Source organism: Enterococcus asini ATCC 700915 (assembly GCF_000407365.1).
In the GTDB taxonomy this organism is placed as follows: Bacteria; Bacillota; Bacilli; order Lactobacillales; family Enterococcaceae; genus Enterococcus_C; species Enterococcus_C asini.
Genome location: NZ_ASVU01000001.1, coordinates 1,574,205 through 1,588,043, shown reverse-complemented (window position 1 = coordinate 1,588,043; position 13,839 = coordinate 1,574,205). Strand labels below are relative to the sequence as shown.

The 13,839-nt window shown below is 46.5% G+C and carries 15 protein-coding genes; 4 read left to right on the top strand and 11 right to left on the bottom strand.

Annotated elements, in window-relative coordinates:
• Positions 1–11: 11 nt before the first annotated feature.
• The 10 genes from I579_RS07720 to dnaX all read right to left on the bottom strand — a co-directional run bounded on the left by I579_RS07720 (position 12) and on the right by dnaX (position 8,276).
• Complete coding sequence (locus tag I579_RS07720) at positions 12–1,226, bottom strand: ammonium transporter (RefSeq protein WP_010754172.1); 1,215 nt, start codon at positions 1,224–1,226, stop codon at positions 12–14.
• Positions 1,227–1,425: 199 nt separating this feature from the next.
• Positions 1,426–2,292: a 16S rRNA (cytidine(1402)-2'-O)-methyltransferase gene (rsmI, locus tag I579_RS07715; RefSeq protein WP_010754173.1), complete on the bottom strand. Its 867-nt coding sequence runs from the start codon at positions 2,290–2,292 to the stop codon at positions 1,426–1,428.
• A 54-nt stretch (positions 2,293–2,346) separates the two neighbouring features.
• Entirely contained in the window at positions 2,347–2,694 is a 348-nt protein-coding gene (locus I579_RS07710) for a DNA replication initiation control protein YabA (protein WP_010754174.1), read from the bottom strand.
• The gene (locus I579_RS07705; RefSeq protein ID WP_010754175.1) at positions 2,687–3,517 is read right to left on the bottom strand and encodes a PSP1 domain-containing protein; all 831 of its coding nucleotides are present in this window, start codon (positions 3,515–3,517) and stop codon (positions 2,687–2,689) included. Before I579_RS07705 ends, I579_RS07710 begins: the two co-directional genes overlap by 8 nt.
• A gap of 21 nt (positions 3,518–3,538) precedes the next feature.
• Positions 3,539–4,474, bottom strand: a complete 936-nt coding sequence (gene holB, locus I579_RS07700) for a DNA polymerase III subunit delta' (protein ID WP_010754176.1) — start codon at positions 4,472–4,474, stop codon at positions 3,539–3,541.
• A gap of 12 nt (positions 4,475–4,486) precedes the next feature.
• On the bottom strand, positions 4,487–4,816 hold the full coding sequence (locus I579_RS07695) for a cyclic-di-AMP receptor (RefSeq protein ID WP_010754177.1): 330 nt from the start codon (positions 4,814–4,816) through the stop codon (positions 4,487–4,489).
• A gap of 21 nt (positions 4,817–4,837) precedes the next feature.
• Positions 4,838–5,479: a dTMP kinase gene (gene tmk / locus I579_RS07690; RefSeq protein WP_034810614.1), complete on the bottom strand. Its 642-nt coding sequence runs from the start codon at positions 5,477–5,479 to the stop codon at positions 4,838–4,840.
• A gap of 56 nt (positions 5,480–5,535) precedes the next feature.
• Positions 5,536–6,132, bottom strand: coding sequence for a recombination mediator RecR (recR, locus tag I579_RS07685; RefSeq protein ID WP_010754179.1), 597 nt, complete (start codon positions 6,130–6,132; stop codon positions 5,536–5,538).
• A 68-nt stretch (positions 6,133–6,200) separates the two neighbouring features.
• Entirely contained in the window at positions 6,201–6,515 is a 315-nt protein-coding gene (locus I579_RS07680; protein ID WP_010754180.1) for a YbaB/EbfC family nucleoid-associated protein, read from the bottom strand.
• A gap of 21 nt (positions 6,516–6,536) precedes the next feature.
• The gene (dnaX, locus tag I579_RS07675) at positions 6,537–8,276 is read right to left on the bottom strand and encodes a DNA polymerase III subunit gamma/tau (RefSeq protein ID WP_010754181.1); all 1,740 of its coding nucleotides are present in this window, start codon (positions 8,274–8,276) and stop codon (positions 6,537–6,539) included.
• Between the two features lie 267 nt (positions 8,277–8,543).
• Between dnaX and I579_RS07670 the strand changes: the two genes are divergently transcribed.
• The 4 genes from I579_RS07670 to I579_RS07655 all read left to right on the top strand — a co-directional run bounded on the left by I579_RS07670 (position 8,544) and on the right by I579_RS07655 (position 12,720).
• Positions 8,544–9,803: an SPFH domain-containing protein gene (locus I579_RS07670; protein WP_010754182.1), complete on the top strand. Its 1,260-nt coding sequence runs from the start codon at positions 8,544–8,546 to the stop codon at positions 9,801–9,803.
• Positions 9,804–9,818: 15 nt separating this feature from the next.
• Positions 9,819–10,943, top strand: a complete 1,125-nt coding sequence (locus I579_RS07665; RefSeq protein ID WP_010754183.1) for a TFIIB-type zinc ribbon-containing protein — start codon at positions 9,819–9,821, stop codon at positions 10,941–10,943.
• Positions 10,940–11,740 (top strand): TPM domain-containing protein, encoded by an 801-nt coding sequence (locus I579_RS07660; protein ID WP_010754184.1) that lies wholly within the window; start codon positions 10,940–10,942, stop codon positions 11,738–11,740. The genes I579_RS07665 and I579_RS07660 overlap by 4 nt, the downstream gene beginning before the upstream one ends.
• 113 nt (positions 11,741–11,853) lie before the next feature.
• Complete coding sequence (locus I579_RS07655; protein ID WP_010754185.1) at positions 11,854–12,720, top strand: helix-turn-helix domain-containing protein; 867 nt, start codon at positions 11,854–11,856, stop codon at positions 12,718–12,720.
• A 42-nt stretch (positions 12,721–12,762) separates the two neighbouring features.
• On the opposite strand, the gene I579_RS07650 is transcribed toward I579_RS07655, so the two are convergent.
• Positions 12,763–13,686, bottom strand: coding sequence for a LysR family transcriptional regulator (locus I579_RS07650; RefSeq protein WP_010754186.1), 924 nt, complete (start codon positions 13,684–13,686; stop codon positions 12,763–12,765).
• Positions 13,687–13,839: the final 153 nt, after the last annotated feature.

Genomic DNA, 13,839 nt, shown 5'->3' with positions numbered 1-13,839 from the left:
TCGGCTATTTTTTATTCATTTCCTAAAAGATCTTGATAGGCTTGTTCGTTGTGCAAAGCATGATCCAAGCCCTTTTCCTCTTGGGATGAAGAAACCCGAATCGGCATGAATTTTTTAATCACCATAATCAGAATAAAACTCACTCCTCCGGCAAAAAGAATGGTAAAGAGAATGCTCAGAATTTGGGCCACAAACAGGTCCACTCCGCCGAAGAAGAGCCCGGTTTCCCCACCGATGGCAGGATCGGCCAAAAGCCCGGTGATCAGTCCACCGAAAATCCCTCCTAGCCCGTGACAGCCAAAAGCATCTAGGGCATCGTCGCAGCCCAGTTTTTCTTTTACAAAGCGCGTCCCGTAAAAGCAAATCGGTGAAACCAATAAGCCGGCAATCAAAGCCGAACCGATAGAGACAAAGCCAGCCCCGGGAGTAATCGCCACTAAACCGACCACCGCCCCCGTACAAGAACCTACGATACTAGGTTTACCTTTTACGAGCCATTCCAACATCATCCAAGACATCATCCCGGCAGCTGCTGCGGTATTAGTCGTTAACAATGCGTGTACAGCCAAGCCATCCGCCGCAAGTGCTGAGCCAGCATTAAAGCCAAACCAACCTAACCACAAAAGACCGGTACCTAAAACAACAAAAGGGACGTTGTGGGGTGTGAAACTTTCATTTTCCTTCCGCTTGCGCTGACCCAGAACCATGGCCAAAACTAAACCGGAAATCCCGGAGCTAATATGCACCACATTGCCCCCGGCGAAGTCGACAGAACCAATCTGATCCAAGAAGCCCCCGCCCCAAACCATGTGGGCAATGGGCGCATAGACCAAGATGATCCAGCCACTTAAGAATATTAATAAAGCGGAAAAACGCATGCGCCCAGCCACGGCCCCGGTGAGAATCGCCGTAGTAATCAGCACAAACATCATCTGAAAGGCTGCAAACAACCCTTCTGGTAAACCGGAAGAAGACTCGCTGGAAACACCATTGAAAAATACCTTGTCCAAATTACCGATAAAAGAATTGCCCCCACTAAAGGCCAAACTGTAGCCGATAATAATCCACAGCAAGGAAGCCAGTCCCATGGTGACGATCACCATCATCATGGTGTTTAACAAGTGCTTCTTTTGCGAAAGCCCCCCATAGAAAAATGCCAAAGCCGGCGTCATCACAAAAACCAAACCTGTACAAAGAATCATAAACCCAATATTTCCCGTGTCCATCAAAATTCCTCCTTTATTTTGACCTGTGTCCAAGCAGGTCGGTTTGTTATGGAAGAAATGGTAACACGGATTTTTGGTGATTTCTAGAATTTTCGCCTATTTTTCAAAACTTTCTGAAAATTCGTCTCCTTTGGCGTGAGCTTTTCTCACATCCTCTTCGCAAGTAATAGAAAAGCCCCGGCCAAGGCCGAGGCTTTTACTACACCAAATCATGGTATTCTTGATAAATTTCTTGTTTCTTACGGGAGCGGCGTTGCGCCACGGTTTTAATCGCCGCATTGGGTTTCATCCCTTGATCCACCAATGCTTGAACTTCTTCTTTCACGCTGACTGCCACTTCGGCTACCGGCGCTTCTGGTTCTTGATTTCCTGCCACTAGCAGGCAACACTCCCCTTTTAATTCTTTTTCACTCAAGTAATCGATCAGCTCGTTAAAATCCCCCCGCAGATATTCTTCATGGAGTTTGGTTAACTCCCGACAGATAACTGCCTGACGAGGACCAAAAACCGCTGCCAGGTTCATCAAGGTGTCTTTAATACGGTGGGGAGATTCGTAAAAGATCAACGTCGCTTCTTGACTGGCCAAACTTTGCAAAACAGCCTTCTGTTCATTTTTCTTCCGAGGCAAAAAGCCATAGAAGTAATTCGGCTGAGGACTCAATCCCGAAGCCAATAAAGCCGTTAATCCTGCAGTCGGCCCTGGCAGTGCCACTACTTTGATCTTCTCTTCCAAACAAGCCAAAACCAACTCGTGACCTGGATCGCTAATGGAGGGCATCCCCGCATCCGAAACCTGGGCGATGGACTTGCCACTGCGCAAGAACTCCAAAAGTTGAGGAATCCGTTCCTTATAATTGTGCTCATGGAGACTTTTTTGGGGCGTAGTAATCTCAAAGTGATTCAGTAATTTCTGAGTATTCCGGGTATCTTCTGCGGCAATCAAGTCCGCTGCTTGCAAGGTTTTCACCCCGCGGACGCTCATGTCGTCCAGATTGCCAATCGGGGTGGGCACCAAGTAAAGGCTCCCGGTTTGCGTTGTCCCTTTAAAACTCTGTTGGATTTCCATGGTTTTCCCTCTTTTCAAAAAAAGAGCCGCCACCAAATCGTGGGACTCTCCTGGTTAATTTTGACTTTCTCGATACAAGACTTCCAGACAAAAGACACACTGCTCGTCATTTTCCCGGCGAGCCCCGTAAGACTCCCGACAAATGTGGAAGCCATCTTCGTAGATTTTACCCAAATTCATCCGGGACTTGGACATCTCTTGCTTGGTTTCACTCGGAACCGGTGCGGCTTCTCGCTCCAATTCCTGTAAATATTCTCGCAACTTTTGATTCTCTAATTCCAAAGTCGTATTCTTTTCCACGATTTCTTGGAGGGCAGCCTTCATTTCTGACAGCTGGCCCAAAGAATTTTTCAAGTCTTCTTCAAGGTTTGACAAGCCATCGTAAAGTTCCCGTTTATCCATGGACTTCACCCACTTTGGCTTGTTCTTTAAAAGCTTGTAGTTCACTGTAGAGATATTCCACCGGAGTTTCCCGACCGACTAAGCGCACGCGAACGATCCGGTTCAAAAGATTCAAGCCCACCACGCGGCCTTTGCCGTCTGGGGTTAGGATTTCTTTACCATAGTCCGGCATTTCTTTTTTGGCAGTTTCGTACTCGGCGTTTTCATACTTCAAACAGCACATTAAACGCCCACAAAGGCCAGAAATCTTCGTCGGATTCAAAGACAAACCTTGATCCTTGGCCATTTTAATCGACACGGGAATAAAGTCCCCTAAAAAAGTGGCGCAACACAACGGTCGTCCACAAGGTCCCAGTCCCCCTAAGAGTTTGGCCTCATCTCTGACTCCGATTTGCCGCAATTCGATCCGGGTGCGGAATTCTCCCGCCAAATCTTTGACCAATTCTCGGAAATCCACCCGGCCATCTGCCGTGAAGTAGAAAATCATCCGGCTGCGGTCCAAGGTGTACTCCACTCCCACGAGCTTCATTTCCAGATTCCGTGAGCGGATTTTCTTCTTGCCAATCCCCATGGCTGCCTGAGCGTCTGCTTCGTTGCGTTGGGCTTTTTGAATCTCCTGCTCTCCGGCTTTATGTAAAATCGGTAAGACCTCTTTAGGTAAATCGCTTTTGTCGATATCTATTTTGGGAATCGCCACTTTTGCCAACATTTTTGCTTGTTGTGACTCCACGATTACGCGCTCGTCATAGTGATACTCCGCTTTTCCTGGTGCATAGTAATAGATGTGTCCGGAATCCCGAAAACGCACACCAACGACTTCCATCGGCAAATCCCCCCTATCTGATTAATCCTGATGAATCATTCGCAATACTAGCTGTTCGCAAACATTTTGAAAAGAAACATTGGCCCCGAGTTTTTGCTCCGCTTCTAACAACAGCTCAATCCGCCGAGTATTCTCTTTTAACGCTAGTACGTCCCCATTTAAAAGCTTACTTCTGGCTTGGCGAAAGTGTTGCATCAGCATTTGTAATAATAACTGCTGGCGCTCTTTTTCTTTGGCCAATGTAGTGAGTTTTTTCTGCACGTAGACAAAGGCCATCAAATCATTGTTTGCTAAATAAAGGTACCATTGACTAACGGCAGCCTTAGCCTCATTAAACCATTCCTCTTGTGAGATTTCAACCGCTTTTTGGTAACTATTGGTCAGAGCCGCTAAGAGTGTCGCCGATTCTGTGCCAGTTCCCGTTTGAACTAGTTTTGCCACCAACGCCTGCGTATTCAAAGGAGCAAAATGCAAAATCTGGCAGCGAGACTGAATCGTGGGCAAAATCTTCCCAGGACTGTAGGTTTCTAAAATTGCCACAAAACTCCCAGCAGGCTCTTCCAAAAATTTTAACAGGCTATTGGCGGCACTGGCATTCATCTTATCCGCATGGGAAATGGTGAAAAACTGCAAGCGGGACTCAAAGCCCGAGCGGACAAATTCTTGTTGTAACTGACGAATCTGATCGACTTTAATCGACTGCCCGTCCGGCTTAATCTGCCATAAGTTTGGATGCTCTCCCGCTGCAATTCGCAGGCAGTTATTACACTTATTACAGGGTTCATTGTCCACCACTTGGGTACAAAACAAGCGCTTGGCCAGCCACAGACTCAGTTCGTGCTTGCCGACACCTTGGTCCCCTTCAAAAAGATAAGCATGGGCCAAACGCCCATGCTCCACACTTTTTTTGATTTGTGAGTAAACCAAGGGCTGATTTTGGGCTAAAAATGTATCCATGACGCCCTCCTCTTAGTATTGATGGAATCCTTCCACCGGTAATACGAAGACGGTTGCCCCGCCGACTTCGACTTCCACAGGATATGGCACTTGCCCGTCCAAGGAAATATCCAAGGACATAGGAGTCGAAACGTATTGCTTTCTGGATTGACAGGTTTTCTTGATCAATTCCAAAGCCTCGGTCACTCGTTCATCATCGATCCCGATGATGAAGGTGCTGTTGCCGGCTTTCAAGAAACCACCGGTTGAGGACAATTTGGTTGCCCGAATATTTGCATCGATAAATTCGTTTGCAAGACGGTTACTGTCTTTATCTTGCACAATCGCCATGATTAATTTCATAAAAAACTCCTCCTTTTCAGTTTAAAAGAATTGGGGATAACTTTCTGTGATGGCGGTAAAGCTTTCTTCCACAACATCCGTTAAGGACATGCGGGCGTCCACTTTGTGAATCCGAATTGGTTCTTCTTCCGCCAATTTCAAGTAAGCGTGGCGGACCCGTTGATGAAATTCCAGACTTTCCGTTTCCAAGCGATCCACTTGGCGACCGGAGCGGGCATTTTCGATCCGTTTCAAACCGGTATCGGAATCCACATCCAAATACAAAGTGAAATCAGGCTTGGTTCCTTCTGTGGCAAATTCATTGATTTTGCGAATATCCGGCATGCCAATGCGACGACCGGCTCCTTGATAGGCCAAGGAACTATCCACAAAGCGATCACAAATCACAATCTTGCCAGCACTTAAGGCCGGTAAGATGACTTGCACCAAGTGTTGCCGCCGGGCTGCTGCATAGAGCAAGGCCTCCGTGCGTTCGTCCATCTCTTCGTTTTGTGGGTCTAAGATGATCTGACGAATCTTTTCTGAAATCTTCACACCACCTGGTTCCCGGGTTTTCACGATGCCTCGTTTGGCAATCAACTGCAATCTCGGGTATAACTCGTTAATCACGCTAGTCTTGCCAGCGCCGTCTGGTCCTTCTATGGTAATAAACAATCCGTTCACCATACGTCCTCCACTCTTGTCTCTATTGTACTAGAAAAAAAATAAATGCACAAAAACTATAGTTCTCGCCGACCTTCTACGGCCTTTAATAAGGTGACCTCGTCGGCGTATTCGATATCGCTGCCTACCGCCAAACCGTGGGCTAAGCGGGTGACTTTAATCCCTGCCGGTTTGATCAACCGAGAGAGATACATGGCCGTGGCTTCTCCTTCTGTGGTGGCATTGGTGGCGATGATGACTTCTTTTACCGTATCATCGTGAAGCCGTTTAATCAAAGCCGGGATATTGATGTCTTCCGGGCCGGTACCTTCCATGGGGCTCAAAACGCCTCCTAAAACATGGTACAAACCGTGGTACTCCCGCATTTTTTCTAGGGCCATCACGTCTTTGGGCTCTTCCACTACCAAAATCGTACTGCGATCTCGGGTGGTGTCCCGACAGATTTCACAAGGCTCTTCCTCGGTGATATTGCCACAGACGCTACAAAAGTGCAGATCCCGCTTCACACTTAACAGGGATTTGGCAAATTCGTTGACCACTTCTTCTTTCATATCGATGGTATAAAAGGCTAGCCGGGTGGCGGTTTTCTGACCGATTCCGGGTAACTTCATATAACTATCGATTAATTTTGCTATGGGCTCTGGGTATTGCATGGACTAAGCGCCCTCCTTTGTTGATCCAACTAAACCGCTACAAAAAGACTAGCCGTACTATGCTCGGCTTAGAAGCCCGGCATGCCTTTGGTATATTTGCCCATAGTCTTTTCGGTTTCCACGCTGATTTGATTTAGCGCATCGTTAACCGCCATCATGACTAGGTCTTGAAGCATGTCGCTGTCTTCTGGATCAATCACAGCTGGATCCACTTCTAAATTGATCATTTTTCGATCACCGGTGAAAGTCGCTTTGGCATAGCCATTTGTCGCTTCTCCCACAAATTGTTTTTCATTCAAAGCTTCTTGGGCTTTGACCATTTCTTTTTGCATTTTTTGAACTTGTTTCATCATGCCTTGCATATTCCCCATGCCACGCATCATTGTACTTCACTCACTTTCAAATTAGTCGTTTACAATACTCGTTAAATCCCCAAAAATTGCTTGGGCTTTTTCCACAATGGGCTCTTCTTTTGGTGGTTCTTTTTCTGTCGGTGCTTGTTCCTCACCTGCTGAGGCGCCACCTTGCTTCCGAGCTTTGCGCTGTTGCAAGTAACTTTGCCGCAAGCCTAACCAACTGGACTCAGGGATAAAGACGATTTCCGGAGCATAGCCACTAATCAAACGACTCATGTGATTGGAAATCATCAAAGCCAACTGTTCATCTTCCGAAGCTTTTTGACATACCATCTCGGCTTCAAAGGACAAGACCAAACCTTGAGGGCCCGCCGCTTTGATTTCCGTATTGCGCAAAAGACCTTTTTGCAAGGAATCAAACATGGTCAAAAGCTCGTCCCAGACTTCTCGGACTTTGGTCACATCTTCGTTGGTAGCTTGATCCAAGACCCGGTACACCCGTTCTTTTGGCAAGCGGTATTTGCTAGTAGTCTTCGTGCTTGAAGGACTACTACTAGTGGCCGAAGTGCTTTTGACTTGCGCCGGTTGTTGTTGCAATTCTTTCAACTCATGGGTCAAGCGATTGACCTGTTGTTGCAATTGTTGCACCAGATCTGCTAGCTCTCCTCCTTGAGTAGCACTAGAATCAGCGCTTGAGGCATTCGTAGGAGCAATACCACAGAGTTTCACCGCGGCGACTTCCAAATAAATCCGCGGATTATTAGTGAAACGAATCTCGTTTTGGGTTTCGTTTAACTGTTTAATCCAAAAGAAAAGCTGTTCGGCAGTGACTTCTCCGGCTAATGTTTTAAAGCCTTCCGTGAGATAGCCATTTTTCTCCGTTAAAAGAGCCGGTGCTTTTTGATATAGCAATAAATCCCGGCAATAGACCAAGAGGTTTTCCAAAAGTCGTCGGGCCTCTTTCCCACTGGCCAACATCTCGTCTAAATCCGCTAAGGCCTGAGCCGTGTCTTGTTGCCGGCAAGCTTCCATGAATTGATCCATGCGCTCATAGCTCAGACTGCCAGTGACTTCCATGACATCTTTCATAGTCACCCGGCCATCGGCAAAGGAAATTGCCTGATCCAGCATGCTCAAAGCATCCCGCATGCCCCCTTCTGCTGCTTGGGCGATGACTTTCAGCGCTTGTTCTTCATAGGGAACGTCAATTTGCCCTAAGATATAGGCCAGATGTTCCGCGATGTCTTGGGTATCAATGCGCTTAAAGTCAAAGCGTTGGGTCCGGGAGATAATCGTCGCCGGAATCTTATGAGGTTCGGTCGTAGCTAAGATAAAGACCAAGCTTTCTTGGGGCTCTTCCAAAGTTTTTAACAAGGCGTTAAAAGCCCCGGTGGATAGCATGTGGACTTCATCGATAATGTAGACTTTGTATTTGGCTTGGGTCGGGGCGTATTTGGCCCGATCCGTGATAAAACGAATTTCATCCACGCCATTGTTGGAAGCCGCATCGATTTCGATGACATCTTCTTGTTTCCCTGCCGTAATCGCGCGACACATGTCACATTCGTTACAAGGCTCACCGTCATGGCTATTAGGACAGTTAATGGCTTTGGCAAAAATTTTAGCCGCACTGGTCTTCCCCGTCCCTCGAGGTCCAGTAAATAAATAGGCATGGGAGATCTGATTTTGGATGACCGCATTTTTCAGTGTTTGGGTGATTGCCTTTTGGCCCACCACATCGTCAAAACGCTGGGATCGCCACACTCGGTACAGTGCTTGATAGCCCACGTTCGCCACTCCCTTTCCTGGGCATTAGTATGACATTTGCGAAGCATTTCTCGCAAATCACTAGGTTCTATTATACGCAAAAACCCCTTAAATGACTAGCAGGAATCCAAGGTTACAAAAGAGCTTAAGATTCACTCAAAATGGCTTTTTTCCCTTTGGAGTAAAGGATTTTCCCAGACAATAGTCACTTCACTAAGCCTCTTGGCGTCACTATGATATAATTTAGAAGAATAACGGAACACTAAGTTATGAATAGGAGGAAGCAAGATGGGTATCATTAAAGCAGCAACCAGTACAATCGGTGGCGGATTAGCCGACCAATGGCTAGAGGTCATCGAACCAGACAATATGGGGGATACAACGGTCCTTACAAAAGGGGTTAAAGTCCGCCAAAATGACAAGCGTGGCGCCAATCGCAAAGGCACAGAAGATGTCATCACGGACGGCTCCGTCATCCACGTTTATCCGAATATGATGATGTTGTTAGTGGATGGTGGGAAAATCATCGACTACACCGCTGAAGAAGGCTACTACACCGTCAAAAATGACAGCGCTCCTTCCCTTTTGAACGGCTCCTTAAAAGACGCGGTGAAAGAAACCTTCAGTCGTTTCAAATTCGGTGGTGTCACGCCGCAAAAACAACAAGTCTTCTACTTAAACTTACAAGAAATCAAAGGGATTAAATTCGGTACCCCGGCACCTTTGAATTATTTCGATAACTTCTACAATGCCGAGTTATTTTTACGGGCTCACGGGACCTACTCCATTAAAATCACCGATCCGATTTTGTTTTACGCGAATGCCATTCCGAAAAACAAAACCCAAGTGGATATCAATGAAATCAACGAACAATACTTAAACGAATTCTTGACTGGTTTGCAGTCTTCCATTAACCAAATGTCGGCTGAAGGACAACGGATCAGCTATGTACCTTCCAAGAGCATGGAGTTGTCCAAATACATGGCCGATGTCTTGGATGCTAGCTGGAAAGAACTGCGCGGCATGGAAATCGTGGCCGTGGCTGTGGCAAGCATCTCTTACACCGACGACTCCATGAAACTGATCAATATGCGGAACCAAGGGGCAATGCTAGGGGATCCAAATGTGCGAGAAGGCTATGTGCAAGGATCTGTGGCTCGCGGTATGGAAGAAGCCGGCAAAAATGCTGCCGGAGCAACCACTGGCTTTATGGGTATGGGCATGGCAACTAACGCCGGGGGAGGCTTTTTAAACCAAGCATCCCAAGCCAATAACCAACAAATTCAACAACAACAGCAACAGGCACAACAATCCCAACCGGCTGCTCAAGCTGCTGGGGAAAGCTGGACTTGTCCAAAATGCGGTACGGAAAACACCGGCAAATTCTGCAGCAATTGTGGTGAAGCGAAACCAGCTCCTGTGGCAACCAGCGCTAAATTGGCAATGAAATGTGCCGAATGTGGCGAAACCGTTGATTTGTCAGCGGGCATTCCAAAATTCTGTCCTCATTGTGGCAAACCTTTTAAAGGCGTGCCTTTGGATGACTAACAAAGGGGTGGCACCATGGAGGTAATCACACACAAATGCCCGAACTGCGGCGGGGCCTTAACCTTTGATCCCGCCGATCAAAAATTTCATTGTCCCTACTGTTTGAGTATCTTTACGGAAGAAGAAGTCACTGAATTTGAAGCCAAGCAAAAAGCTGCCCAAATGCAAGATGACTCGACAACTACTACTGAAAATGGAACAGCGAGTGGCGAGGCGACGGATACTACCGCTACGGACAAAGACACCGAAACCGCAGCAGAAGCCATGGATCTCTACCTGTGTCCTAGCTGTGGGGCGGAAATCGTCACGGATGCTACTACGGCGGCGACATTTTGCTATTACTGTCACAATCCCGTGGTCTTACAAGGTCGCTTATCCGGTAAGTTTTTGCCGGATAAGGTCCTCCCCTTTGCCGTGACCAAAGAAGAAGCCGTCAGCAAGTTTTTAGACTGGTCGCAAAAAAAATGGTTTGTGCCTAAAGCCTTCTTTAATGAAGACCAAGTAGAAAAACTCACCGGGGTATACTTCCCTTATTGGAATGTCAATGCCCAAGCAGACGGCGGCTTAAATGGGACCGGGACTGCCTTACGTGTTTGGATTGCCGGGGATATCGAATACACGGAAACCAAACAATACGAAGTGCGTCGGGCCGGGCGTTTTCGCTTTAGCGATTTGGTCAAAAATGCCTTGTCCAAAAATGCCCAACAAAAAATGGTGGCTTCCGTCCAACCTTTCCAATTGGATCAAGCCGTGGCTTTTAAGGATCAATACTTAGCCGGCTTCCAAGCAGAAAAACGGGACATCGAGTACCAAAGCATGGCTCCCGATGTTGAAAAAGAACTAAAAGGCTATGCGGAAAATCTTTTGAAGAACACCGTGGGGAGTTTTTCCAGCTTTGTCGTCACCAATAGTCACTTGGACATCACAGACACCCAAAAGGAATACTTGCTTTTGCCAGTATGGCTGGTGACCTATCAAGCCGATGACGATAACAAGAAGACCTTTTATTACGCTATGAATGGTCAAACAGGTAAAGTGGCCGGTATCCTGCCCATTAGCTACAAAAAACTCGGCCTCGTTTCCGGTGGCATCTTCGCCGTACTCTTGGCATTGTTTTTGGGGGTGGCGTATTTACTATGAAAAAACTACTCTTTCTATTATTTGGACTCTTAGTTTTTGCCTTACCTCAATCGGTTACGGCTACTAGTGAGCATATTGAAGACAATGCGGGCCTTTTTAGCGCCACGGAAATCTCGGAGTTGGAAAGTCAGGCGGTCAGCCTTAGCGATACGATTAAAGGGGACGTTTACTTGGTGACTTCTGCGGACAATAGTGAAGATCCGGAAGAATTCGCTCAGGAATACTTGCGGGATAAAGTTGGCAATAACAATAACGGCGCCGTACTTTTCATGGATATGAATCAACGGGTCACCGCCATTAAGACTTCTGGGAATATGATTGATTACTTAACTGACAGTCGCTTGGAGGAGATCTTTGACACGTTGCAAAGCGCTATGGGGGCTGGGGATTACTTCAGCGCCGGCAACAGCTTTTTCTCCATGGCAGCAGGTTTTGTGGACGACGGGGTGCCTAGCGGTCATTACCGGGTAGATGAAGAAACCGGGAAAATCACGTATTACAAGACGATTTCCCCTTTTGAAGCCTTTATCGCGTTTTTGATTGCACTGGTGGCGGCCATTGCCTTTTTCGTGGTCATCAAATCCCGTTATCAATTGAAACTAGGAACTTACAAATACCCTTATCAAGAAAAATCCCAAGTAAATTTGACCGTGAATGAAAATCAATTAACCAATTCCTTTGTCACGACTCGCCGGATTCCGAGAAATAACAACTCCGGTGGCGGCTTTGGCGGTGGTGGCAGCACCACTTCCTCTAGTGGTGGCGGAACCTTTGGTGGCGGCAGTCGCGGATTTTAACATTCAATCAAGTTGGATGAAGGCCAGGACTTGTTCCTGGTCTTTTTTTCTTGCCCTACCTTTTTAGTGGAGAAACTGCTACAATAAACTCAACTTAGTAAAGGATGACCAACATGGATAGTAATCAATTACCCGCAATTTTCCCCACTGGACGAGTGGATCAGCAGCCCCACGGAAGCGAGCAAGAACTGACGATTCCCGTAGATCAGGGCTTTTTTCACGTGGCTAAAACCGAGTTAACGCCTCGGGAATTGCAGCTTTTAGAACTTTTCGCACCCCACACCACCCATCACGCCGAAAAAGAGCATCTCTGGTATCAGATTTTATTTGAAGGCGCACCAGTACCTGCCACACCGGCTTTGCGGGTGATTCAGGTTAAGTTGAAAATTCAGCCCGGCTTTTTAAAAAAAGAATGGCTAGCAGAAATCGATGATATGTTTTTACGCTTGGTGGACCGTTTTTTTATTCAGGATGACTTGTTACTTTTAATCGAGGAAAAAGGCGATACGAACTATCCGGTGGAAGAGATTTTTGGCTTATTTCAAGCTCTGGATACGGACTTTGATATCTACACGCAAGTCTTTGTAGGGGCTTTTCACGGGGATCCCACCAGTTTGGCGGCTAATTTCCAAGAAGAACAAAAGATTTTTACTGGGGAGCTCGCCACTCGCAATCGCCAGAAGGACTTTCCCTTCACTTCCACGGCGATTAATTATTTTATTGGCGAGCCGGTCAAAGCTAGCCCCATGATGAATGGCTTGTACCAAGATTGGTTCAGTGACTCGGAGATGATCGATATCCTCCGCGCCTTGTGGCAAAGCCAAGGAAACGTCAGCTCGGCCGCCAAAGAACTCTTTCTCCACCGCAATACCGTCCTTTATCGCATTGACAAATTCCAAGAAGCCACTCGTTTGGATCTGAAAAATATGAACGATTTAGTCTTTTGTCATCTACTAATCGAAATCTTTGCCGATAAATAAAAACGTCTTTCCCATCTGGAATCAGGTGGAAAAGACGTTTTTTTATTTTTCAATGGCAAATCCATAGCCTTGGATATGATTTTTTAACAAGGCCAAATAGCGCTCGCCTAATGGTGATAGTTCCAGCTGACGGTGCTTCAACCAACCTAACTGAATCGGATCATCTACGTTTAAGGGAATTGCCACGATTTTATCGTCATTTAACTCGCTAGATATAATGCCTGAGCTAATCGTATAACCCCTCAAACCTACCATGAGATTGAAAATCGTCGCCCGATCGCTAACCTTGATCTGACGCTTCCGGTGCAAAGTGCTCAAGATTTCTTCAGAGAAATAAAAGGAGTCCCCGTCCCCTTGCTCATAGGACAAATACGGATAATCCGCCAAATCTTCTAAACTCACGGAACTTTGCTTGATCAATGGATTGTCCCGGCTGACAAAGACATGGGGGCTAGCAGTAAACAAAGGATGAAACTCCAAATCCGAATCCTTAAAGAGTTTTTCCATGACTTGGCGATTGAACTTGTTTAAATACAAAATCCCCAACTCGCTTTTAAAAGCCGTTAAGTCCGCCAGAATATTCAAGGTTTCCGTTTCCCGTAGCGTGAATTGATACTCCGCCGCATCTACTTCCCGGATCAACTCCACAAAGGCATGGACCACAAATGCATAGTGCTGGGCCGAAACGGAAAAGGCCTGTTTCCGAGGTGCCCCCGCTTTGTACTTGCCTTCTAATAAATTAACCTGATCCAAAATCTGCCGGGCATAAATCATGAATTCTCGGCCTTCTGTAGTCAGACTGACGCCGGATTGATGGCGTCGGAGGATTTGAATGCCCATTTCCGCTTCTAAGTCCTTCACCGCATTGGACAAGCTTGGCTGACTTAAAAAAAGTTCCTTACTGGCCTCATTAATTGACCCTTTTTCCACGATTTTTTCCAAATAAGCCAACTGTTGAATCCGCATAATTGCCTCCTCCTTCCAAGTATTCCCTATAGTTTACTTCAAGATATAGTTGAAAGCTATAAGCAGTCATATTTTTTTTCAGTTATTCAAAGTCGAAAATGCGTGGTACCTTAGCTACTAACAACCACACTACTTTTCAAAGACAAGGAGCGA